Origin of the sequence: Simiduia curdlanivorans (genome assembly GCF_030409605.1) — a bacterium.
Taxonomy (GTDB): Bacteria; Pseudomonadota; Gammaproteobacteria; order Pseudomonadales; family Cellvibrionaceae; genus Simiduia; species Simiduia curdlanivorans.
In genome coordinates this window covers 1,323,380-1,345,000 of sequence record NZ_JAUFQG010000004.1, presented here as the reverse complement: position 1 = coordinate 1,345,000, position 21,621 = coordinate 1,323,380, and the positions used below count along the sequence as shown (strand labels likewise).

Genomic DNA, 21,621 nt, shown 5'->3' with positions numbered 1-21,621 from the left:
GTTTCCAACTCGACCCCAACGGCAAATTAGATCAACTTCGTTACGTTACCAGCCCACTAACCCACGAGCTTTACCGGCGCACCGAATCCGGTTTCAGCGATCAGGTTGTCGAGAAGCAACCGGACGTGATCACCGCTTTTAGAAAAGCCGAAATTAAGAGTTCCCTGTTCCTGGCCGGCCAAGAGGCAGGGATGGAGCCTAGCCTCATCATGGAGCTGGCCAATATTTTCGGCTGGGACGTGGACTTTGCCTTAGATATCAGAGAGGGCGATAGCTTCAGTTTGGTCTACCAAGAGCGCTTCCTCGACGGCGAGAAGTTAGATAACGGCGCCATTTTAGCCGCCGAATTTACCAACCAGGGCAAGACCTTCAAAGCCGTGCGCTACACCAATGAAAACGGCGATTCGCATTTCTTTACTCCCGAGGGCGACAGCATGCGCAAAGAGTTTTTGCGCTCCCCCTTAGACTTCGCCCGCATCAGCTCGCACTTCAACCTAAAGCGTAAGCACCCCGTGCTACACAGCATCCGCGCCCACAAAGGCACTGATTACGCAGCCAGTACCGGCACCCCCATTCGCGCCACTGGCGACGGCAAGGTCATACACGCCAGCCGCAAGGGCGGCTACGGTAACGCCGTCATTCTGCAACACGGCCAAACCTATCGCACCTTGTATGCGCACTTGAGCAAGTTCGCCAAAGGCGTGCGCGCCGGCTCGCGGGTGAGGCAGGGGCAGGTGATCGGCTATGTGGGCTCAACCGGGCTCGCCACCGGACCACACCTGCACTACGAATTTTATGTCAACGGCGCGGTTAGAAACCCAGTAACCGTCGCCCTACCGAAGGCCAATGCCATTGCGCGTGCAGAGCTGCCAAGGTTTCACGCACAAACCGCTACCGCACTTGCCGCACTTGAGAACTTTCAACGCAGCTCGCAAGTCGCCCAGCTCGATAACTAGCAGGCATGAGGGAGTTATTCGTCGGACTCATGTCCGGCACGAGCGCTGACGGTATTGATGCTGCCTTAGTGACCTTTGAGAATAACAAGGCGACTCTTATTGGCGCCCTTAACCAACCGTTCAGCAGGGCACTGCAAACCGGCATCCACAACCTAGCTGACAGCGCCACCTGCTCGCTAGAGCAACTAGGGGCACTCGACGCTCAGCTCGGCCTTGCCTTCGCAGATTGCGCTTTGGCGCTACTCAAGCAACACGAGATACCCGCACATCAAGTCTCAGCTATTGGCAGCCACGGTCAAACCGTGCGCCACCGCCCGCCCTCTATTGATACCAATGGTTTCACCTTGCAAATTGGCGATGCCAATCTCATCGCTGAAAAAACCGGTATCACCACTGTGGCCGATTTTCGCCGGCGCGACATGGCGGCAGGCGGCCAGGGCGCACCGCTCGCACCCGCGTTTCACCACTGGGCTCTGCAAAGCGAGCGCTGTAACCGCGTTGTAGTCAATATCGGCGGCATGAGCAACCTCACCTGGCTACCCAGCACAGGCAGCCCAAACGGCTACGACTTAGGGCCTGGCAACGTGCTGATGGACAGCTGGATACAAGAACACCAAGCCAAGCCATTTGATACCGACGGCAGCTGGGCCGCCTCTGGCACGCTGCATCTTGGCCTTTTAACCGAACTTCTCCAGCATCCATTCCTCAGCCAAGCAGCGCCCAAAAGTACCGGCAGAGAAGCCTTTAACCTCACTTGGCTCAAACGCAAACTGGATACCCTACCTAGTGTCAGCCAGGCAGATGTGCAGGCAACTTTGTGCGAGTTTACCGCCAGAGTGATCAGCGACGCCTGCATGGCACTACCTGGCCAAGAGCTATATATCTGCGGTGGCGGCTCGAAAAACGACACCCTCATGCATGCCATCAAACGCCAATTACCGAGCTGGCAAGTTGAAACTTCAAATACAGCCGGCATCGACGCACAGTGGATGGAAGCCATGGCCTTCGCTTGGCTGGCCCGCGAAACGCTCGCCCGAAGACCCGGCAACTTGTGCTCAGTCACCGGCGCAAAGCGCCCCGCAATTCTCGGCGCGGTCTACTATTAAACGGCTGACGTTAAAACACCTATGACCAACAAGTCACAAATGATCAAATAACGTACATTTTTATCGCGTATAATTCGCACCCGATTTCAACCACGAGCCAGAATACTTTATTTTATGCGCCTATTACGCCCTACCACAGCACTGATTTTCGCCCTTTTTTGCCTCGTCGCCCAGCAGGCTTTCAGCCAATCCCTCGATGCTTTAGCAAAAGAGCGCAAGACCATCAACGCCACTTTAGCTCAACACAAAGAGCGAACCGAATACTTGCGCGATCGGATTGAGCGCGCGAAGGAAGATGTCGCCGCCGCTGATGCGGCTCTCGTGAAACAAGAGGCGAAGTTATCGGAAGCTATTGGTAAAGCGGAAGAAAACCCCGGCGACAGCACTGCGCGCGCAGCCACCCATGCTTCCATACGCTATAACCGCACTGAGGCGAAAACTGAGCGCATGCAAGAGCGATTGGATAGCGCTAAAGAAGAACTGGCCAGTATCCAAGCGCACGAAATTGAATTGAATAAGCGCCTTGCCGAAATCACAATCGAAGAAGCTAGAATTGCCGAAAGTCAACGCAAATCCAAGGCGGTACCGGCTGCTGTTGCAACCACGCCAGCCAAGCCCACCGCCTTGCCGGCGCCGGTAGTGCAAGCGCAAACAACAGCACCGGTGATCACACAACCTGCTACTTGGCCAACACCCACGGAAGAGAGTGCCGCCGACGCCGCCTTTGCCAAGCAAACCCTCAGCGCACTGCAAGCCAAACCTGCAGGCACTGCACCGCTTAATAACGTCAAGCTAAACCACAATCGCGGCCGCGCCACTGAATCACTGGATTACATAGGCGGCAAGCTTTTCAAAGTTACCCTAAAACTGGAAGCGGGCATGTGGGGCTTTAAAATTTACAACGACACCTTTTGGGTAAGTGTCCCGAAAGACAAAGCGGATCAAGACTTCACCTTGATTTACGACGTTAACAGTAAAGCTGCCTTGCACGTTTTTAGGACAAGCTTGCTGAATTAAACTGAGTTAGCTTGCCAATAAAAAGGGAGCTTGAGCTCCCTTTTTTATTGGCAACCGAAATGGCGGTGAAAACTAGATCGAAAAGCTTGAACCACAACCACAGGTACTCGACGCATTCGGGTTCTGCACCACGAATCGAGACCCTTGCAGACCCTCTTCATAGTCCACCTGAGATCCCACCAAATAGGGGTAACTCATGGCATCCACCACGACTTTAATGCCGTCCTTTTCGACGATCGTGTCGTCTTCAGACAACAGCTCTTCAAAGGCAAAGCCATATTGAAAGCCCGAGCAGCCACCACCGGTAACATACACGCGCAACTTCAATTCAGCGTTTCCCTCCTCTTCGATAAGGCTCGCCACCTTGGCCGCTGCGCCGCTAGTGACATTTAGAGCTTGGGGGATAAACACTTCTGGGGCCGACATAACTTCTCCTGCTAACCGCAGCACGCACATATAGTTGCCAAACGGGAGGCCATTATCCAATTACCCCAGTAATTTAGTCAACTATTGTAATGTGCTTAAACTAGCTTAAGCCCACGGTTTTCGTCTCAGATGACACCCTAGGCTTACTCTCTTGAACCGGCTCGACAGTGCCGTAAACGAGACTGCCATTGACCTGCGAGCCTTTCACCATCTCGATCATATGGTAGTGAACATTGCCCTCAACCACCGCTTTGGCGGCCAGCTCGATGTGCTTATTGGAGTGAACATTACCCTTCACCTTGCCATTAATCATCACCAGTGGTGCGGTGATATCGCCTTCCACCCGGCCTTTTTCCCGTACATTCACCTTCGCCTCACCCTTGCCGTCGGCAATAATATTGCCTTTGACCACGCCTTCAATTTCTAGGCTACCGCTAAAGTGAACATCACCGATAATCTCAGTGGACTTGGAGATAAGCGTCGTTCCGCCTGTCAGACTCATAAAATAACCCTGTTAGTTTGCTGGCGCTTCGGCCAGCCAGCCAAATTTCTTTTCAATCGCGGCGGACGAACTACCACGGACCTTAGCAACAATTTCGATACTGTTAGGCTCGAATCCTTCGGGCAACACTAGTTCTCCCTCAACATTTTGAAAGTACTTAAACCCTAACCGAATATTGATATCGTTGACGCTCGAAGACACGTCCTTCAGCGCTAAGCGCATGGGCAATTCACCCTGCCGCCCCACAATGGTAAAGGTCACAGAGCCCGTCAACAGCTGATGATTGGAGGTTAACTGCTGCAGCACTAGCTTGTAATTAAAGTGCCGAGCAACACCGGTTGAAATCACATTCAGCGAGCCAATGGTCAAGCCTTTACTCTCGGCCGAGGGCGACATCAAACCGCGATAGAAACCGATATCCTCTTCCAATTCCGCAATTTTTGCTTTCAGTGCGATGACTTCATTGCGCACATCTTCGCTCGCCGCCTGATCCACTTTTGAACCCAAGCGCAAGTTCGCAACCTCTTGGCGCAAAGTTTCCGCTTCGATTTGTCGCTCTTGTAGTGCGGCCTCGAATTGGTCGCGCTCTTCCAGTGCCTGCTCCTGATAACTCAAGGCCTGGGTTTTACCGTACCAATGCGCGGCATAAACGAAACCTGCAACCAGCAGCAACACGGTTAACCGTATCAAAAACCGATACACAGGCCGATAGGGTTTCACTTCCAAACGATACTGTTTACTGCCCTTAACTGAGGACATCAATACCTCCCTTACAGAGTTGCGCCAACCTTTTTAGGGCAGCAAGGCTGGACTGTTAAGCCCCAGAGTTTCATCAAAGCCAAACATGATATTCATGTTCTGTATGGCCTGACCCGAGGCGCCCTTAGTGAGATTGTCAATGACTGACATCACCACTACCGTATCACGCTGCTGCGGTTGGCATACGGCAATGCGGCACATATTGGAGGATTTGACGCTCCGCGTTTGCGGGTGGCTGCCGGCCGGCATGACATCGACAAAGGGCTCATTAGCATAGCGCTCTTCGTACAGCGCCTGTAAGTCGCCCGCCTTGCCGCGCAAAGTTGCATAGAGTGTTGCGTGAATACCGCGCACAATGGGCAAAAGATGCGGCACAAACGTCAAACTTAACGGCCCAGCGTCTTTGCTAAGTACCGATCTCAAGCCCTGCTCTATTTCTGGCAGATGGCGATGACCAGCGGCAGCATAGGCTTTAAAACTATCGGAAGACTCAGATAGCAAAGCATCAATACTGGCCTGGCGCCCCGCACCACTGGTGCCACTCGCCGCATTGGCAATTAAGCGCGAGGGGTCAACCAAATTATTTTCCAATAGCGGGATAAAACCCAGCTGCGTCGCCGTGGGGTAGCAGCCGGGGCAAGCCACCAACTGGGCATCGGCGATTAGATGCCGGTTAACCTCTGGCAAGCCATAAACCGCCTCGCCAATCAGCTGGGGGCAACCGTGCTCCTTGCCATACCATTTACTCCACAGTGCCGCATCTTTAATGCGGAAGTCAGCGGATAGGTCGACCACGCGCGTGCCTCTGCTCATCAACTCCGGCATCATCGCTTGCGCCACCCCGTGCGGCGTGGCGAAAAAAACCACATCGCACTCACCTAGGGCATCGGCATCTGGTGCGCTAAAGGCTAAATCGTAATGACCGCGAAGGTTGGGGAATAATTGCGCGACGGGTACATTTTCCTCGGCGCGCGAGGTAATAATCTTTACTTCCGCTTTCGGGTGATTGGCCAACAAACGCAGGAGCTCTACGCCCGTATAACCGGTACCGCCGACTATGCCTACTTTAATCACAATGAATTACCGCCTCACCTTGTCAGTTGAATCTCGTATAATATGTGCTGCTTAATCAAATCGAAAGATTGTTTTCACCAAACTGCCCATTGCGCAGTATAGGCCATGCTGCTGATTAGGCTTTTTGGCCTAAGCTTAGCCGTGCTGTGTGAATATTAACCAGCCACTGGGTAACACTGGAACCTCATGTCGCGCAGAACTATTGCTCTCATTCAAAATTGGCTCGACAATTTTCGCTTGCGCTTAGCCTATTCGGATGCGTTGCCACAACTCACGCTGTTAGGCTTGTTGAGTGGTTTGGCCGCTGCAGGGGTCATTATTTTATTCCGCATCGCCATCGACGAACCCTTAGCCTGGCTGCTGCCGCACGGCAACGATGACTTTGAAAGCCTAGACAGCTTCTGGCATGTTGCGCTGCCGGTCATAGGCGGCACAATTCTCGCGATTATGTTCCACCTGTTGCAATCGCGCTACCGCGCTGTCGGCGTCACACACGTGCTCGATCGACTGCACTCACATCAAGGCCACATGTCTTCGCGCAACCTATGGGCGCAATTTTTCGGTGGTTTAATCTGTCTCGCCTCCGGTCAGTCTGTGGGCCGGGAAGGCCCCGCCGTACACATGGGCGCGGCCAGTGCCAGCATCATCGGCCGCTGGTTTAGGCTGCCCAACAACAGCATGCGCACACTCGTTGCCTGCGGCGTGGCAGCGGCGATTTCCGCCTCCTTCAACACCCCCTTAGCCGGCGTTATTTTCGCCATGGAAGTGGTGCTGATGGAATACACCATCATCGGTTTTTTACCCGTTATTCTGGCCTCGGTTTCGGGTGCCATGTTAAGCCAAATATTTTTTGGTCAGGAAATTGCATTTCGCATCCCCGCTATTCAGATGAACAGTTTATGGGAGCTGCCCTACATCGCCTTTGGCGGATTAGTGATCGCTTTTTTTGCCTCAGCCTTTGTCCAAATCATTGTCAAAATTGTACCGCTACAAAAATACCCCGTCGCGTTGCGCCTTTTTATCGCGGGTTTAGTCACCGGCGGCGCGGCCTATTTCGTGCCCGACATCATGGGCATTGGCTACGATACGGTCGATAAGGCGATGCAGGGGAGCTTCGCCATTAACACCCTGTTAATCATTATTTTTACGAAGATGACCATCACCGGTATTGTATTCGGCCTGGGTGTTCCCGGTGGATCTATTGGCCCAACACTGTTTATTGGCGCCTGTATTGGCAGCGTGCTCGGCATCATCGCCAACGCTATTTATCCAGAACTCGCCTCGCAACCGGCATTTTACGTGCTGCTCGGCATGGGCGGCATGATGGCGGCGGTATTGAATGCACCACTGGCGGCGCTACTGGCAATGTTAGAATTAAGCGCTAGCCCAAGCATTATTTTCCCCAGCATGCTTATGATTGTGATCGCCTGCATTACCAGTCGCCTGCTAATTAGCAACAACGGTTTATTTCAAGAAGTGTTAGCGGCGCAAGGCAAGACTGTACAAAGAGGCATGGCCAGCCAAATTTTATCGCGCGTAGGAATTGAAAGCGTCATGGATCGAGATTTTATCAATTGCGATAGACGCAAATATTACGACGAACTGCGCAAGCTATTAGAGCGTCAAACCAACTGGCTACTGATCGATGAAATTGAAGGTAAAAAGTTTTTGATTAAACCGGCCGATGTCGCGCACTATCTAGAACAGGCGCCTATCGAAGAGCTGTCGCTGGAGCGCAAGGTCGATCTACTCAAAATTCCCGCGAAACGCTTGCAACTAACGCCCATTCATTCGCGCGCCAATTTATACGAAGCACAATTATTACTGCAACAAACCGGTGCAGACGCACTCTATGTGAACCGTAGCGGCGCGCCACTGCTTTCATCGGCAACCGGTATTGTGACCAAGCATGCCATCACCAGCCATTATCAACTTTAAATTGAACGCCATTCATAACTTATCAATAGACACGGAGATTCCATGCAACAGGTCGCTTTAACGGAACAACTACACCTCTCGCGCATTGTTTACGGCTGGTGGCGACTCATGTCTTGGGATATGGATACCAAGGCCATCGAACAGCGCCTAGAAGAATGTTTAGCGTTAGGCATTACCAGCCACGATCACGCCGATATTTATGGTGACTATTTGTGCGAAGCGAGCTTCGGCAAAGCCTTAAAAAATAGACCGGACCTTCGGCAAAAAATTCAGCTCATTAGCAAGTGTGGCATCCAACTGGTAAGCCCGCAAAGGCCGCACCATGGGCGTAAAAACTACGACACGACCTACGCCCATATCGTCGCCAGCGCCGAGCAAAGTCTAAAATATCTAAACACTGAGTTTCTCGATCTATTGCTCATTCATCGCCCCGACCCGCTTATGGATGCCGATGACATAGCGCGGGCCTTCGAGCACTTAAAAACATCCGGTAAAGTGGGCGCCTTCGGGGTGTCAAATTTCAGTGTCAGTGAATTTAATTTAGTGCAGAGCCGGCTCAGCTTGCCCTTGGTAACAAACCAAATAGAAGTTTCGGTGCTGCACCACGCTAGTTTTCACGATGGCAGCTTAGATCAAGCTCAGCAACTCAAGCGCGCGCCTATGGCCTGGAGCGCCCTCGCCGGTGGCCGGTTGTTTAGCGGCAACGACGCCCAAGCAAGACAGGTGCGCCAAGCACTCGAGCAAACCGCTACCGATATCGGTGCGGCAAGTATTGATCAAATCGCGCTGGCGTGGCTGCTAAAACACCCCGCGCACATAATGCCCATTGTCGGCAGCCAATCTCTGGCACGCATTAAGGCCGCAAGCGACAGCCTTAACGTCACACTGTCACGGGATCAGTGGTACAACATCTGGGAAGCTGCTGGCGGCGAACTACCTTAATCAACTTGGAGAAGCTCCATGCTTTGGCTAAAAGCGTTTCATATCATCGCGGTCATCTGCTGGTTTGCCGCCCTGTTCTATTTGCCGCGTTTATTTATCTATCACAGCTTAAGTGAAGATCAAGTCAGCCGCGATAGATTCAAACTGATGGAGGCCAAGCTTTACTCTGTCATCGCCTGGCCCAGCATGTTGGTGACTCTGGTATTGGGCTTAGGTTTACTGCATTTCAACCCCAGCTATTATTTAAGTGCCGGCTGGATGCACGCGAAGTTAACCTTGGTATTATTGTGTGTGGCTTATCACTTCGCCTGTCGGCACTACATGCTGCAACTGCGCGAAGAAAGGTGCCAAAAAAGCCATAAATTTTTCAGGGTTTTTAACGAGGCGCCGGTGTTCTTATTGGTGCCCATTGTGATTCTGGTTGTTGTGAAGCCGTTCTAAAAGGCCCTAGCACTAAGCTCAGTTATTCAGGCAACTTTTGAAGGCTGTGTTAGACTCAAAAGATGCCAGAATAACTGAGTTAGGCCGATGGATTCACCTGAAACCCCCGTCATTCTCACCTTCAGCCCACACGACCCCACCGGTTGCGGCGGCCAGAGCGCCGATATTGAGACAGCCGTTAGCCTTGGCTGCCACGCCGCTACCGTTATTACGGCACTTGCTGCGAGAGATACTCGCGAGATTAAAGAGCTGCAGGCGGTAGACGCGGCGCTGATCATCGAGCAAGCGCGGGCACTGCTCGAAGACATGCCAGTCACCGCAATAAAAATTGGCGAGTTAAGCAGTGTCAGCCATTGCGAAGCGATACACAGTATCCTGCTCGACTATCCCCAGATCAAAGTGGTTATCGATGCCAGTGCTCAATCCGCCGGCGTACATCGGCACGGTATTCTGCAGGCCCTACAGACCTTGCTGCTGCCACAAACCACCCTGCTGTGCGCGCGGCAAAGCGATTTACAGCAGCTCGCGCCCGGCGGCGACACCACCGATGCGAAAGCGCAATTACTGCTGGATTTTGGCTGTAAGTCACTGCTTGTATCCCGCTGCCGGCAGAGCCGACAGGCCAGTGTCAACAAGCTCTACCTACCACACACCGAGCACAAAGAGTTTGAGCTACAAGGCTCGGGCAACAAGCTCGAAGGTATCATGGGCGCGAGTGCCACACTGGCTACGGCCGCGGCCGCTTATTTAGCGCATGGCTGCCTGCTCACCGATGCCTGCCATCAAGCGCAGCAATTTGCTTGGCAATCGGTACAACACGCACGCCGAGTTGGCATGGGCAAGCTAGTGCCGAATCGACTTTTTTGGGCCACCGAAAAAGCGCAAAAAAAATCCTACAAGCACTGATATAATTTGCGGCTTTGATCGTTTTAACGGATCGACTATTGCGCCATGAATTAACGGGTCTCTATGCCATTACCCCTGAAGGCGATACCAAAACCCTGCTGAAACAATGCAAGGCCGCCCTAGCAGGCGGCTGTAGGTTGTTACAATATCGCGACAAAATCTCCTCGCCTCGAGATCAGCTAAGGCGCGCCTCGCTTTTGCGCCAATTATGCGATGACTACGACGGCAAGCTTTTTATCAACGATAATCTAGAACTCGCAGCGACAGTGACTGCCGATGGCGTCCACTTGGGTCAAAGCGATACGCCGCTGGCGCAAGCCCGCCGCTTACTCGGGCCAAAGTCAATCATCGGCATCACCTGTCACGGCAGCCTAGCGCTAGCCCAGGCAGCCAACGCGGGCGGCGCCGACTACCTCGCCTTCGGTCGCTTTTTTAGTTCCAACACTAAGCCCACGGCCATAGCCGCCGAACTCAACGTGCTCACCCGAGCGCGCACTCAGTTCGATAAACCCCTGGTGGCCATAGGCGGCATTAATCTGGATAATGCCCGGCAAGTTATTAGCGCCGGCGCCCACATGATCGCCATCTGCGGCGCACTGTTTGAGCAAGCCAACATCGAACAAACTGCGCGGCAATTTTGCCGCTTATTTGAACTATCAACTGAACACGGGATATCGCCATGAGCCGCTCCGAATCACTCTTTCAACAAGCCCAAAAAGTTATTCCAGGCGGCGTTAATTCTCCCGTGCGCGCGTTTCGCGCCGTAGGCGGTACGCCGATTTTTTTTGAAAGCGCCAAGGGTGCTTACCTGATCGACGCCGATGGAAAACGCTATATCGACTATGTGCAATCATGGGGCCCCATGATTTTGGGCCACGCGCACCCAGAGGTATTGGAAGCCGTGATCGAGCGGGCAAAATCTGGCTTGAGTTTCGGCGCCCCCACGGCGCTGGAAACCGAGCTGGCTGAAAAAGTCTGCGCCCTAGTGCCAGGCATGGATCTGGTGCGCTTCGTCAACTCTGGCACCGAGGCCACCATGAGCGCCATTCGTCTCGCTCGCGGTTTCACCGGGCGCGACAAGATCGTCAAATTTGAAGGCTGTTACCACGGTCACTCAGACTCACTACTGGTGAAAGCCGGCTCGGGCGCGCTCACCATGGGAGTACCCAGTTCCCCAGGCGTGCCAGCGGCACTGGCCGACCACACGCTAACACTTACCTACAACGACATTGCCGGGCTCAAAAAAGTCTTTGCCGAAATGGGTCATCAAATTGCCTGTATTATTGTCGAGCCGGTGGCCGGCAACATGAATTGTGTACCACCAGTAACTGGTTTTCTGGAGAGTCTGCGTCAAGTTTGCGATGAGTCTGGCGCGTTGTTAATTATGGACGAAGTGATGACCGGCTTTCGAGTCAGTCACACAGGGGCACAGGGCCACTATGGCGTCACCGGTGATTTAATCACGCTGGGCAAAGTCATCGGGGGTGGTATGCCGGTAGGCGCTTTCGGCGGCCGGCGCGAAGTGATGGAAAAAATTGCACCTTTAGGGCCGGTTTACCAAGCTGGCACCCTATCGGGTAACCCCGTCGCCATGGCGGCCGGAATAAAAAATTTGGAGCTCATCTCTAAGCCCAATTTTTACCCGCCCATTGTCGAGCGCACAAGCGCTTTGGTAACCGGCCTGCAAGCGGCGGCTGACGCCGCTAACATTCCCTTCACCACCAATCACGTGGGCACCATGTTCGGCTTTTTCTTTACCAAGGAAAAGAAAGTCGAAAATTTTGCCCAGGTCATGGCCTGTGACAACGATCGCTTTAATCGCTTCTACCATGGCATGTTAGCTGAGGGCATTTATCTCGCGCCCGCCTCCTACGAGGCTGGCTTTATGTCGGCAGCGCACACGGATGCTGACATCGACGCGACCATAGAGGCTGCCAAACGCGTTTTTGCGAGCCTTTAAACGGTGAAGTTCAAAGCTCGCTGGCTGGAGATGTTGGTGCTATTTGCGCTAGTCCCGCTAGCGGGGCTTGGCGCGCAACATTATCTACACACTTTTCTACTACCAACCTTAATCGCCATCGCGGTGCTGTGCCTGTGGTTGATTTTACAAGACCCGGGTTTTAAACGCTTTCGGCTGGTTAATGGTGCCAACCTAAGCAAGGCTTTGTGGCGCAGGCGACCAGCATTTATTGCGGGCTTATGTGTAAGCGGTATTTTATTCTTCAGTTTTTCCGATACCCGCTGGTTTCACTTGCCAACACAAGAAACCGAGCGCTGGTTAGTGCTGCTCGTCGTTTACCCGCTCTGCTCAGTGATTCCACAAGAGCTTATATACCGCACCTTTTTTTTCCATCGCTACAAAAAAATCATCCCAAAAAAAAGAACCAGGGCTTGGCTCTCAGCCATTTTTTTCGCCTGGGCACACGTTATTTATGGCAATTGGATAGCGGTCGGGGTGGCATTCGGCGGCGGCTTACTCTTTGCCTTTACCTATGCAAAGAGTCGCTCAACATTGGCCTGTGTTATCGAACACAGTATTTGGGGCTTATGGCTATTCAGTTTTGGCTTGGGGCAGTATATCGACAGCGGCCGGTTATGAGCGGCGCAATCGGCTAAGAATTAATTCGATCACCGCCAAGCCTTCATTAGACACGTCGATGATTTGACAGCCGGCCCAGTGCCGCGACTCATCCTCGACCTCGGACGATTTGACCCAGAGACAATCTACAGCCAGCATAAGCTCACCCGTATCCACCAGGCTTTGCGGCAAGGTAAGTCGCAGTGAATAAAGCTTTTCTTCCACCAGCGCTGAATCGGATAACAACATCAGCCCTTGGGCGTGAATATTGGCTAAGCGGCCAAGATGCTCATCGGACTGAGCATCCCAGACATCAATGCTGGCATTCAGTTCATGCCGAGTGAGATGCCGCTTATTATTCTGCATTCGCTGTGTCGCCCTCAGCAGCTTTCGAATTTAGACTATGAAAAATATTTTCCAAGGCGCGCTCAAAGAAAGGTTTAGTCGAGCCAGCAATAACCTTGGCGGCGCCACTCAGCATTTCGCGCGCCAACTCTAAGCCCGACTTCATAGCAACCTTTTTACCCATCTGATCGACCAGCATGTAATGCAGGGTTTTGGAGTTATACCAAGCCACCTTCAGACGCTTGCCGCCCTCGAGTTCAAACCAGGTGCCGAATTCGATCATCTTCAAGTTCTCTACCATACGCTCTTCTTCCGGCGTGGCTTTATCCTTGCCGAAATCTGTATGACCGGCCTTTTCTGCCGCCATGGTTTCCAGCTTGTCGCGCATCGGCGCGGGGGCGGCTTCAACGCGCTTACTTTGCAGCGCCATTTTTTGCAGAGAAACTAAGGCTTCAATCAACTTCTTGCCCTTGGCTTGATCGTAGCCAATGGTTTCAAAACCGGTTTCAATGACATCCAGCAAGCTGTCGTGCAAATCCATTTGCCGCGCGCGATCGGTGCTGGCTTCCTTCGGCAAAATACTCCACAAAATGTCGTCAACGGCCGTGAGTGCACGAGTCCAACTTTCCGACTCATCACCGTAGCGAAGCAGGACAAAGGCCAAGTAATCAGACCAAGGCTGCAGCAATAATAACAACACCGCCGAGGGTAATTCCAAGCCGTCGGTGCGGGCCCGAATCTCTTGGTTAACGCGAATTTTAACTTCGCGCAGTTTTTCTTCGCCTTGCACTTTTTCAGTGGCGCGGCGTTCCATCAATTCTTGTCGACGGGCAATTTTCTTGGTGTAAGAACTAAACTCTAAGAGCAACTCGGCGAACAGCCGCACATCGTTTTTAAACTCTTCCAAGACGCGCGAAACAATGGCTTTAATTTTCGGGTAGATTTCGTATTGCGAGCTACCGTCATTTGATACCCACTGTGTACCCGCCTCGGCCATATTGTTTAACAGCAAGCGCGCCGGATGCTCGGTCTCTTCAAAAAAATCTTTGTCGATAAATGCCAACTTTAAAAACGGCGTATGCAAATAACTCAACAGCGCTTTAACTGAATCGGGCAGGTTGTCATCGGAGAGCATGTATTCAAACAGCATGCCCACCAAATCAATGGTGTGCATGTCCTTGCCATCCACTTCACCATCTTCGCTTTGCTCGCGCAACTTTTGCGTCAGGTCGCGCTCAACCTGAGCAATCATAGCGGGTTGCATAGGTGCGACGGCGCCGTCGTCGGCATGCATAAACTGCCGGGTAACCGCGGTGGCCTGCGTCTGTAAATTTTGTAGCGCACTGACTAGTTGATGGTTTGAATAAACTACTGCCTGACGCACCGCTGCACCCTGCGTGGCTTGGCCTTGCATCGGGCTCGCGCCCTGCGAAGGAGCGCCCTGCATCGGAACACCCTGCATTGGTTGTTGCGCATAGCCTTGAGGGGCGCCATGGTGTGGCACGCCCAATTGATTTTGCAGGCCGCGAATGGCCCCCACTAAGCCAGCCTGATATTGTTGGGTCGGTAAGCTTGGGTCTGGCGCTTGCGCCGGGCCATGGGACACGGGCGAGGTAAAGCCTGGGATGCGCCCCATATTTGGCGCTACCGGTTGCCCTGTTACCTCAGGCGCTAAGCTTTGCGCTATGGCTTCATCGGCCACGCCATCAAAGGATTCCTCATAATCCGCAGGCGCGGCGCCGGCACCGACCGAACCGCCAGCGCTTGCATTTGTGGCACCGGGGCATAGCGCAAATTCGGTAGCACGCCGGAATCAATAAAATAACTGTTCACCTCACCCATCAAATCCACGAGACGGGAATAAAATGTAAATCAAATTGCTTGTAGGCGAGAATTTTTGCTTTGGTATTTAGCTCCAGCTTGCGCAGTGCCTTGCGCAACGACTCACAAAACTGCACGGGGCTTATGGGGTTACCTTTGTCTTCAACTTTGTCGCCGCCGTTGAGCATGGCAAAGCGTTGATTTAGCGCCCACATGGCCTCAGATACTTGCGCGTCGGCGCGTCGAGTAATAGAGGCTATAGCGATAGTTTCTTCCAAGTCGGCATTTTCGACCAGAGACAGCATGTCGCCATTGTATTTTTCCTCACCGGTTTCGGTGCTTAGGGTTTTATTTTTAAACTTAATAAACCCCTCACCCAAATAGCCGCAAAAATAGCGCTCTAACACTTCCTGCTTTTCGTTGAATTCACGCAAAATTTCATTTGCTTTCGAACGCTCTTGATCAGTTTTTGCTTCGCTGACCAAACCATTCAACGCTTCTGAGAATTGCTTCATGAATTCCACGAGCTGATTTTTGCTCGCTTCGACAACGATTTTTTGGCAGGCCTTCAAGCGTTCAATAACGCTGGCCTCTGCCGATGTGGTAGTGGTTGACTTGCCAGTTGTGGTTGATTTACCCGATACGGTCATAAGATGTTTTCTTGTGGATGACGTCCATGCTTAGCAGCCCATAGGCCAAGTGTAGTCAAGAATCGGCTCGACCAACACTTACACATCGCTATGACTTCGCTGCTGCCAAATGTTGTGATTATTCTACTTAACGTGGGTCACTAAAACTGCACGTTTGTCCATGTTATCACTCAGGCAGACCAACGCCTAGGCCTCAGTCTGGCTCGGCCAGCGCTTGCAGCGCGGGCTTCAGCTCCGGTCGAGCGCTCACGTAGCGCAGCCCGAGCCGGGCAAAACTCACCGCCTGCGCGGGCAAATCCAAGCCATAATAACCTTGCGCCAGTAGCAGGTAGAGTTCCGGTGCGTAGCGATCCATACGCAAGCCGCGCTCGGCTAGATCAATAGTGCGCTGATAACTACCGGCTTGGTAAGCCGCTTGTGCTTGGCCGATCAAGCGCAATAGCGCCTCTGAACGGGTCGGGACTTCAGAGCTGGAGCTCGCCGGTGTGGCTGTATCGGCTTTATCTGGCTTAGGCGCCTCTATCTGGCTAGCGCAACCCACCAAAAGCACCGGCAGGAGAGCAAGCAAAATTCTCAAGACACGGGCGTTAACGATTACTGCCATAGGTTTTTCCACCAAAAATTTTATCGGGTTCTCAACATAGGCGCAGGGGGCCCGGCCTTCCGGCTCCCTGCCGGCACTGAAGGGAACCCAGCGGGCATGCTGACAATTCTCGGCGCTGGCGCGCCCGGATGGACCATCGACCCAGTGGAAAGCTATCCCCTCCGGCGCCGGCGCATTCAAGCTCTGGGTGTCGATATTGGCCATAATATTAGCCCAAATGGGTAGCGCGCCCGTGGCACCGGTCAGAGGCGTGGTGCCGTTGTCGTCCCGACCGACCCAAGCAACTGCCACGTGGTCGGCACTAAAACCGGCAAACCAACTGTCGCGCTGATCGTTGGTCGTACCGGTTTTACCCGCCACATCCAGCTCCGCCGGCAAGTATTGATAGGCACCCTTGCCCGTACCCTCGCGCATCACCGCGCGCAGGCCGTATTGCAACTGATAGACCGCAGCCGGCGAAAAACGTGGCTCTACCGCCAAGGCGTAGCGGTTTAACGGTTTACCTTCGCGGGTGGTGACATCGCGGATAGCGCGCAGCGGCGAATAAAAGCCGTCTGCGGCCAAGGTATGGTATTGCTCGGCCACATCAATGGGCGTCATGTTGACGGCGCCGAGCAACATAGCCGGCACCCGCGGCACCTCAGCAGCACCGCCCAATTGGCTTAGCGCGCTCGCCACTCGACTCAAGCCAAGCTGCATGCCTAAACGCGCGGTGGCCTGATTGTAGGAGTGCGCTAGGGCTTCAACTAGGGGCACTTCGCCGTGACTTTGATGCGAGTAATTGCGCGGCGCCCATTCGCCATCCGGGCCCGCTACACGCACCGGCGAATCGCTGATCAAGGTCGACAATTGATAGCTCTGTGGCTGCGATAGCGCCGCCAGAAAAACCGCCGGTTTGGCCAGCGAGCCAATCTGGCGATGGGCATCGAGTGCGCGGTTGAATCCAGCAACCGAGGGCTTGCGATCGCCGGCCAGAGCCAGTACTTCCGCAGTGCCAACCTGCACCACAATCGCCGCCCCCTGCAGGCCGTTAGCCGCTAATTTATAATCCGCTTCAATACGCTTGAGCTGATTGGCCAGCTGCTGCTCCACTTGGCTTTGCACGCGAACATCGAGAGTGGTAAAAATCCTCAAGCCCTCGGACTGCAAATCGGCGCTGTCGTAATCGCGTTTCAATTGGCGCTTTACAAGATCGAGAAAATTGGCATAGCGGGTCACCGGCTCGCTGTTTTGCTTGCTGATGCGCAGTGGCCGCGCCACATTGTGCTGGTATTGTTGGGCGCTGATCAGACCCGTGTCGCGCATCACACCCAGCACCAAATCTCGACGCGCCTTAGCCCGCTCGGGCGAGCGCCAAGGGTTGTAGTAGGAAGCGCCTTTCACCAGCCCGACCAGCAGTGCGATTTGGTCTGTGCCCAACTCGGCAAGGGGTTTGCGAAAATAATGCAGCGACGCCAAGGCAAAACCATTGATAGATTTCGCCCCCTGCTGACCGAGGTAAACCTCATTGAGGTAAGTTTCCAAAATTTCGGCCTTGCTGTAGTGCAGCTCCAACAGCAGCGCCATCACCGCCTCTAAGCCCTTGCGTGTGAGGCTTCGCTCATTGGTCAAATAAAAATTTTTCACCAATTGCTGGGTTAAGGTGCTGCCGCCTTGCGCGACGCCACCGGCTTGGATATTGGCCACCAGCGCGCGGGCAATGGCGCGAAAGGAAATGCCTTGGTGATCGAGAAAGTGCTTATCTTCTACGGCTATCAGCGTTTCGCCCAGCAAGGGTGGAATATCGGCTAGCTTAACCAGTTCGCGGTCTTCTAAGTGCGCGGGAAAAATGCCGCCAATTTGCTCCGGCTCTAGGCGCATGACATCGTCTGGGCCAGATTGCGGCTTGAGAAAATCAACCCGGCCATGGCGCAAGCGCAATTGCCAAATCTCTGCAGCCTCTTTGCGATCCCAAAAATCAAAGCCCCGGGTCGCGATAACATAATTCGCCACTCCGCCTTGCTGAACCCGTTCAAACTGACCCGAGCCAGAAATTTTTACCACCGGCTGATAACCTAAACGCTTCAATTGCGCTTCCAGCAGCTCGGGTGACATTCTCGCTTGGTCGTATAGCTCCAAGGGTTGGGCATAAACGCGCGCCGGCAGCGCCCATTTCTTGCCTTCAAATTTAAGCCGAACTTGGCGATCGATGATCACCAGTGCCACTAACCCGAGCACCGCCGCGAGCAGTGTGAAATTGCGAATCCATGGCCACCAGCGTCGGCCAGCCTTGGCCGCAGGTCTTTTTTTGCGCGTTGCTTTCTTCGCCATGTGCAGGAATAAATCTATAGGACCTAAATGATTGCGCAGTGTAACCAGTGAGGCGCAAAAGATCAGCATTAGACTTCGCGGCATTGGCCTAGGATAATGGCGGTTTTTTGGACAGAGCCTGTACATGACACATTTTGATATTTACGGCATTGGCGCCGCCTTGGTCGACACTGAAATCCAAGCCAGCGATCAACAATTGCAAGATTGGGGCATAGAGAAGGGCGTCATGACCCTAGTGGACGAGGCTCGCCAAAACGAACTCTTGGCAGCCATGGGCGAGCACCTTTTGGGCGCAGCCCGCGCCAGCGGCGGCTCGGCGGCAAACACCATCATTGGCGCCAGCTACTTAGGCGCAGCCTGCGCCTACGCCTGCCGCGTCGCCGACGACGATAATGGCCACTTCTATTTGCGCGACATGAAAGATGCCGGCGTGCATATTCCGCAAGGTGCCAACACCCAACTGCCCGAGGGCGTCAGCGGCAAATGCTTGGTGATAATTACCCCCGACGCCGAGCGCACCATGAACACCTTTCTGGGTGCGAGCGAAAAATTAAGCACCGAAGACATCGATATCGAGGCGCTAAAACAGGCGCGCTACGTCTATATTGAAGGCTACCTCGTCACCTCTGAAACCGGTAGACCCGCGGCCATTCATGCGCGGCAAACGGCCGAACAGGCCGGCGTGAAAACAGCCCTTAGCTTAAGCGACCCAGCCATGGTGAAATTTTTCCGGGCCGGGCTAGCCGACATGATCGGCGAAAAAGTCGATTTACTGTTTTGCAATCTTGAAGAAGCCCTGGGCTTTACCGAAACCAACACGATTGCCGCCGCAACGCAGGCACTCAAACAATACGCGCGCGCCTTTGCCATTACCCTCGGCGCCGAGGGCGCGCTGCTGTTCGACGGCGAAAAAGACATAAAGGTGGCTGGGCATCCGGCTAAGGCCATAGACACCAACGGTGCTGGCGACATGTTTGCCGGTGCGTTTTTGTTTGGCTTGAGTCAGAACTGGTCCTTTGAAAAAGCCGGCGACTTGGCCAATAAAGCGGCCGCGCAAGTGGTCAGCCAATACGGCCCGAGGTTGACGGCAAGCCAGTACCGCGCACTGCTGTAGGGCTCTATAGCGCCAGGGTTATGACTTGATCAACGCCAGCATGGGTGCTGGCTCGGCAAAGTAATAACCCTGCGCATAATCCACACCTATCTCTTCCAGCAGCGCCAATACGTCGCTATTTTCAACAAATTCCGCAACGGTTTTTAGGCCCATAACCTTGGCCAAATGATTAATGCTGCTGACCATGGCGAAATCAATCGAGCCGGGGGTCATGGCCTTCACGAAACTGCCGTCAATTTTAAGATAATCCACCGGCAAACCTTTTAGGTAAGCGAAAGACGACAGGCCGCTGCCAAAGTCATCGAGATAAAACTTGCAACCCAAAGCTTTTAAACTGTTCATCAGTTTCAAAGCCGCGCGCAAATTCCCCACCGCCGCAGTTTCGGTAATTTCAAAGTGCAGGCGGCTCGCATTGATGCCGCTGTTTTCAACCTCGCTTAAGACAAAATTGGCAAAGGAATCATCGCTAATCGTAGTACCGGAAATATTGACTGCAAAACTGTGCGGGCTATCGGGTGTTTGCGCGATAAAGTCGATAACCTTCAACAACACGGTGCGATCTATTTCATCCATCAATCCATAGCGCTCAGCTGCCGGTAAAAACTGCCCAGGAGGAATAATCTTGTCGCCTTCGCGCATTCTCACCAGCACTTCAAAATGGTTCGCATCACCAGGGGTGGCGACACTGATCACGGGCTGGACATACATCACCAGTCTATCTTCAGCCAGCGCTGCGGTAATTTTCGAGACCCAGTGCATTTCGTTTCGACGCCGCTCAACGGTTGCCGAATTTAAATTGCTGTGTAAATGAATGCGATTGCGGCCAATTTCTTTGGCGGCCTCACAGGCGGCGGTAGCCGCGGCCAGCGCCTGCCCCTCGGCATCCGTATCTATGTCGATAGCCATAGCGCCGACACAAATCGCAACCTTTATGGCTCGCCCCTGCCAGCTAAAATCCAATTGCTGAGCGGCCTGAACCAATAACTCTGCCACCCGCTGAGTACCCGCCAAGGTGGCGCCTCGCAGCAGTACACCAAACTCATCGCTACCAATGCGGGCCAATAAATCCTGACTTCTCAGGGATTTACTAAACGCCTCTGCCAAACACACTAACAGTGCATCGCCCGCGCCCTGACCGCAGGTATCGTTAATGACGCGAAACTGGTAAATGTCGATAACCAGCAGCCCATGGCCGCCAGCGCCCACTTTTGCGCGCGCGACTTCGCGCGCCAACTCGGCTTCAAAGTGCTCCCGGTTGGGGAGCTGGGTCAAGCCGTCGTGGGTGGCCTGCCAGTTCATGCGCGCCGATACACGCCGGCTTTGACTGGCATCCCTAAACACCAGAACGCAACCGGCGATATCGCGCTGGCTATTGCGAAACGGCGATGCAACTGCAGAAATCATCACCGGCGCCTCGCCGCTAACGAATAAACACGCGTTTTCGGCGGAATTACACAGCCGGCCTCGGCGCAAAGCATCGGTGACGAGACAGGGTAGAGGCCGATGGCTGTCGCCATCAAACAAGGTAAATAGCTGGCACAGCTCGACGCCAACCGCGCTATGAGCCGATACTTTTAACAGACTGCGCGCCGTTGGGTTCAAGGTTTCTATGCGGCCCTCGGAGTCGGTGACAATCACCGCATCGGTAACTGAAAACAGGGCTACCTGGAACTGCTCTTTTAAGGCTACAAGCTCGGAGCGGAAGGGTTGAGACAAACTCGCATCTTTTAGCAGCAAGGTCACCTCATCGCCGAGCGGTGCTGTGGCAACCCACTGCAAAGCCAGCGGTTGGCCCGCGGCGTTAGTGCCACGCAGCATCACACCGCCCTCCCGATAGAACATCGCCAACAGCGATGCAAAGGCTTGCTCAGGTCTATCACCCTCTTCCCGGCCTAATAACGACAGCAGCGAGCGACCCAGTAGTGGCTCTGACAGGTTTTTAATACCGGAGAAGATTTTTCGCCCTGCGGCGTTAATGGCAACTAAGGCACCGCGCCGATCCAACGTCAACACGCAATCGCTCGAGTGAGCGAGCAGTTCATGCTCACCAATCACTTCGTCATTAAGGGGTATAGCCGTGGGCTTCAAATACTCATTCCTGCGCAAACCTGAGGGTCAATTTAGTAAGTATA

At 53.6% G+C, this 21,621-nt stretch carries 20 protein-coding genes (1 of these 20 running past the window's edge); 11 read left to right on the top strand and 9 right to left on the bottom strand.

What is annotated here, in order from left to right:
* The 3 genes from QWY82_RS06115 to QWY82_RS06105 all read left to right on the top strand — a co-directional run.
* On the top strand, window positions 1–956 hold the 3' portion of the coding sequence (locus QWY82_RS06115; RefSeq protein ID WP_290260674.1) for an OapA family protein. The gene continues 400 nt to the left of window position 1, outside the view; 956 of the gene's 1,356 nt are visible here — the last part of the coding sequence; its start codon lies beyond the left edge, outside the window; it ends in the stop codon at window positions 954–956.
* 5 nt (window positions 957–961) lie between these two features.
* Window positions 962–2,062 carry an anhydro-N-acetylmuramic acid kinase gene (locus QWY82_RS06110; RefSeq protein WP_290260673.1) on the top strand — a complete coding sequence of 367 codons (1,101 nt, stop codon included), beginning with the start codon at window positions 962–964 and terminating at the stop codon, window positions 2,060–2,062.
* Between the two features lie 114 nt (window positions 2,063–2,176).
* Window positions 2,177–3,079, top strand: a complete 903-nt coding sequence (locus QWY82_RS06105; RefSeq protein ID WP_290260672.1) for a hypothetical protein — start codon at window positions 2,177–2,179, stop codon at window positions 3,077–3,079.
* A gap of 72 nt (window positions 3,080–3,151) precedes the next feature.
* Here the strand turns inward: QWY82_RS06105 and erpA are convergent, their stop codons facing one another.
* From erpA to argC, 4 genes are all read right to left on the bottom strand, one after another.
* Window positions 3,152–3,505, bottom strand: a complete 354-nt coding sequence (gene erpA / locus QWY82_RS06100) for an iron-sulfur cluster insertion protein ErpA (protein ID WP_290260671.1) — start codon at window positions 3,503–3,505, stop codon at window positions 3,152–3,154.
* Between the two features lie 100 nt (window positions 3,506–3,605).
* Window positions 3,606–4,007 (bottom strand): bactofilin family protein, encoded by a 402-nt coding sequence (locus QWY82_RS06095; RefSeq protein ID WP_290260670.1) that lies wholly within the window; start codon window positions 4,005–4,007, stop codon window positions 3,606–3,608.
* Window positions 4,008–4,019: 12 nt separating this feature from the next.
* Window positions 4,020–4,766, bottom strand: a complete 747-nt coding sequence (locus QWY82_RS06090) for a DUF6776 family protein (RefSeq protein ID WP_290260669.1) — start codon at window positions 4,764–4,766, stop codon at window positions 4,020–4,022.
* Window positions 4,767–4,799: 33 nt separating this feature from the next.
* Window positions 4,800–5,840 carry an N-acetyl-gamma-glutamyl-phosphate reductase gene (argC, locus tag QWY82_RS06085; protein WP_290260668.1) on the bottom strand — a complete coding sequence of 347 codons (1,041 nt, stop codon included), beginning with the start codon at window positions 5,838–5,840 and terminating at the stop codon, window positions 4,800–4,802.
* A gap of 186 nt (window positions 5,841–6,026) precedes the next feature.
* On the opposite strand from argC, the gene QWY82_RS06080 reads away from it, so the two are divergent.
* The 7 genes from QWY82_RS06080 (at window position 6,027) to QWY82_RS06050 (ending at window position 12,666) form a co-directional block, all read left to right on the top strand.
* Window positions 6,027–7,778 (top strand): chloride channel protein, encoded by a 1,752-nt coding sequence (locus QWY82_RS06080; RefSeq protein WP_290260667.1) that lies wholly within the window; start codon window positions 6,027–6,029, stop codon window positions 7,776–7,778.
* Between the two features lie 42 nt (window positions 7,779–7,820).
* Window positions 7,821–8,720: an aldo/keto reductase gene (locus tag QWY82_RS06075; protein ID WP_290260666.1), complete on the top strand. Its 900-nt coding sequence runs from the start codon at window positions 7,821–7,823 to the stop codon at window positions 8,718–8,720.
* A gap of 18 nt (window positions 8,721–8,738) precedes the next feature.
* Window positions 8,739–9,161 (top strand): protoporphyrinogen oxidase HemJ, encoded by a 423-nt coding sequence (hemJ, locus tag QWY82_RS06070; protein WP_290260665.1) that lies wholly within the window; start codon window positions 8,739–8,741, stop codon window positions 9,159–9,161.
* An 87-nt stretch (window positions 9,162–9,248) separates the two neighbouring features.
* Window positions 9,249–10,067, top strand: a complete 819-nt coding sequence (locus tag QWY82_RS06065) for a bifunctional hydroxymethylpyrimidine kinase/phosphomethylpyrimidine kinase (protein WP_290260664.1) — start codon at window positions 9,249–9,251, stop codon at window positions 10,065–10,067.
* 38 nt (window positions 10,068–10,105) lie between these two features.
* Window positions 10,106–10,750: a thiamine phosphate synthase gene (gene thiE, locus QWY82_RS06060; RefSeq protein ID WP_290260663.1), complete on the top strand. Its 645-nt coding sequence runs from the start codon at window positions 10,106–10,108 to the stop codon at window positions 10,748–10,750.
* Window positions 10,747–12,027 (top strand): glutamate-1-semialdehyde 2,1-aminomutase, encoded by a 1,281-nt coding sequence (hemL, locus tag QWY82_RS06055; protein ID WP_290260662.1) that lies wholly within the window; start codon window positions 10,747–10,749, stop codon window positions 12,025–12,027. Before thiE ends, hemL begins: the two co-directional genes overlap by 4 nt.
* Before the next feature lie 3 nt (window positions 12,028–12,030).
* Window positions 12,031–12,666 (top strand): CPBP family intramembrane glutamic endopeptidase, encoded by a 636-nt coding sequence (locus QWY82_RS06050; protein WP_290260661.1) that lies wholly within the window; start codon window positions 12,031–12,033, stop codon window positions 12,664–12,666.
* Here QWY82_RS06050 and QWY82_RS06045 read toward each other — a convergent pair.
* The 4 genes from QWY82_RS06045 to mrcB form a co-directional block, all read right to left on the bottom strand.
* Window positions 12,661–13,011, bottom strand: coding sequence for a PilZ domain-containing protein (locus QWY82_RS06045; RefSeq protein WP_290260660.1), 351 nt, complete (start codon window positions 13,009–13,011; stop codon window positions 12,661–12,663). The genes QWY82_RS06050 and QWY82_RS06045 overlap by 6 nt on opposite strands.
* A complete protein-coding gene (locus QWY82_RS06040; protein WP_290260659.1) occupies window positions 13,001–14,692 on the bottom strand; it encodes a DUF1631 family protein in 1,692 nt (563 codons plus the stop codon). The genes QWY82_RS06045 and QWY82_RS06040 overlap by 11 nt, the downstream gene beginning before the upstream one ends.
* Window positions 14,693–14,831: 139 nt before the next feature.
* Window positions 14,832–15,461, bottom strand: coding sequence for a DUF1631 family protein (locus tag QWY82_RS06035; RefSeq protein WP_290260658.1), 630 nt, complete (start codon window positions 15,459–15,461; stop codon window positions 14,832–14,834).
* Between the two features lie 193 nt (window positions 15,462–15,654).
* Window positions 15,655–18,375, bottom strand: coding sequence for a penicillin-binding protein 1B (gene mrcB, locus QWY82_RS06030; RefSeq protein ID WP_290260657.1), 2,721 nt, complete (start codon window positions 18,373–18,375; stop codon window positions 15,655–15,657).
* A gap of 124 nt (window positions 18,376–18,499) precedes the next feature.
* On the opposite strand from mrcB, the gene QWY82_RS06025 reads away from it, so the two are divergent.
* A complete protein-coding gene (locus QWY82_RS06025; protein ID WP_290260655.1) occupies window positions 18,500–19,489 on the top strand; it encodes an adenosine kinase in 990 nt (329 codons plus the stop codon).
* Window positions 19,490–19,507: 18 nt separating this feature from the next.
* On the opposite strand, the gene QWY82_RS06020 is transcribed toward QWY82_RS06025, so the two are convergent.
* A complete protein-coding gene (locus QWY82_RS06020; RefSeq protein ID WP_290260654.1) occupies window positions 19,508–21,577 on the bottom strand; it encodes a putative bifunctional diguanylate cyclase/phosphodiesterase in 2,070 nt (689 codons plus the stop codon).
* Window positions 21,578–21,621 lie beyond the last annotated feature (44 nt).

Coding starts and splice junctions, on each gene's coding strand:
- QWY82_RS06035 (WP_290260658.1), bottom strand. CDS start 15,461: ATGACCGTATCGGGTAAATCAACCACAACTGGCAAGTCAACCACTACC.
- QWY82_RS06045 (WP_290260660.1), bottom strand. CDS start 13,011: ATGCAGAATAATAAGCGGCATCTCACTCGGCATGAACTGAATGCCAGC.
- QWY82_RS06105 (WP_290260672.1), top strand. CDS start 2,177: ATGCGCCTATTACGCCCTACCACAGCACTGATTTTCGCCCTTTTTTGC.
- hemJ (WP_290260665.1), top strand. CDS start 8,739: ATGCTTTGGCTAAAAGCGTTTCATATCATCGCGGTCATCTGCTGGTTT.
- mrcB (WP_290260657.1), bottom strand. CDS start 18,375: ATGGCGAAGAAAGCAACGCGCAAAAAAAGACCTGCGGCCAAGGCTGGC.
- QWY82_RS06075 (WP_290260666.1), top strand. CDS start 7,821: ATGCAACAGGTCGCTTTAACGGAACAACTACACCTCTCGCGCATTGTT.
- QWY82_RS06065 (WP_290260664.1), top strand. CDS start 9,249: ATGGATTCACCTGAAACCCCCGTCATTCTCACCTTCAGCCCACACGAC.
- QWY82_RS06025 (WP_290260655.1), top strand. CDS start 18,500: ATGACACATTTTGATATTTACGGCATTGGCGCCGCCTTGGTCGACACT.
- QWY82_RS06110 (WP_290260673.1), top strand. CDS start 962: ATGAGGGAGTTATTCGTCGGACTCATGTCCGGCACGAGCGCTGACGGT.
- erpA (WP_290260671.1), bottom strand. CDS start 3,505: ATGTCGGCCCCAGAAGTGTTTATCCCCCAAGCTCTAAATGTCACTAGC.
- QWY82_RS06080 (WP_290260667.1), top strand. CDS start 6,027: ATGTCGCGCAGAACTATTGCTCTCATTCAAAATTGGCTCGACAATTTT.
- QWY82_RS06095 (WP_290260670.1), bottom strand. CDS start 4,007: ATGAGTCTGACAGGCGGAACGACGCTTATCTCCAAGTCCACTGAGATT.
- QWY82_RS06090 (WP_290260669.1), bottom strand. CDS start 4,766: ATGTCCTCAGTTAAGGGCAGTAAACAGTATCGTTTGGAAGTGAAACCC.
- hemL (WP_290260662.1), top strand. CDS start 10,747: ATGAGCCGCTCCGAATCACTCTTTCAACAAGCCCAAAAAGTTATTCCA.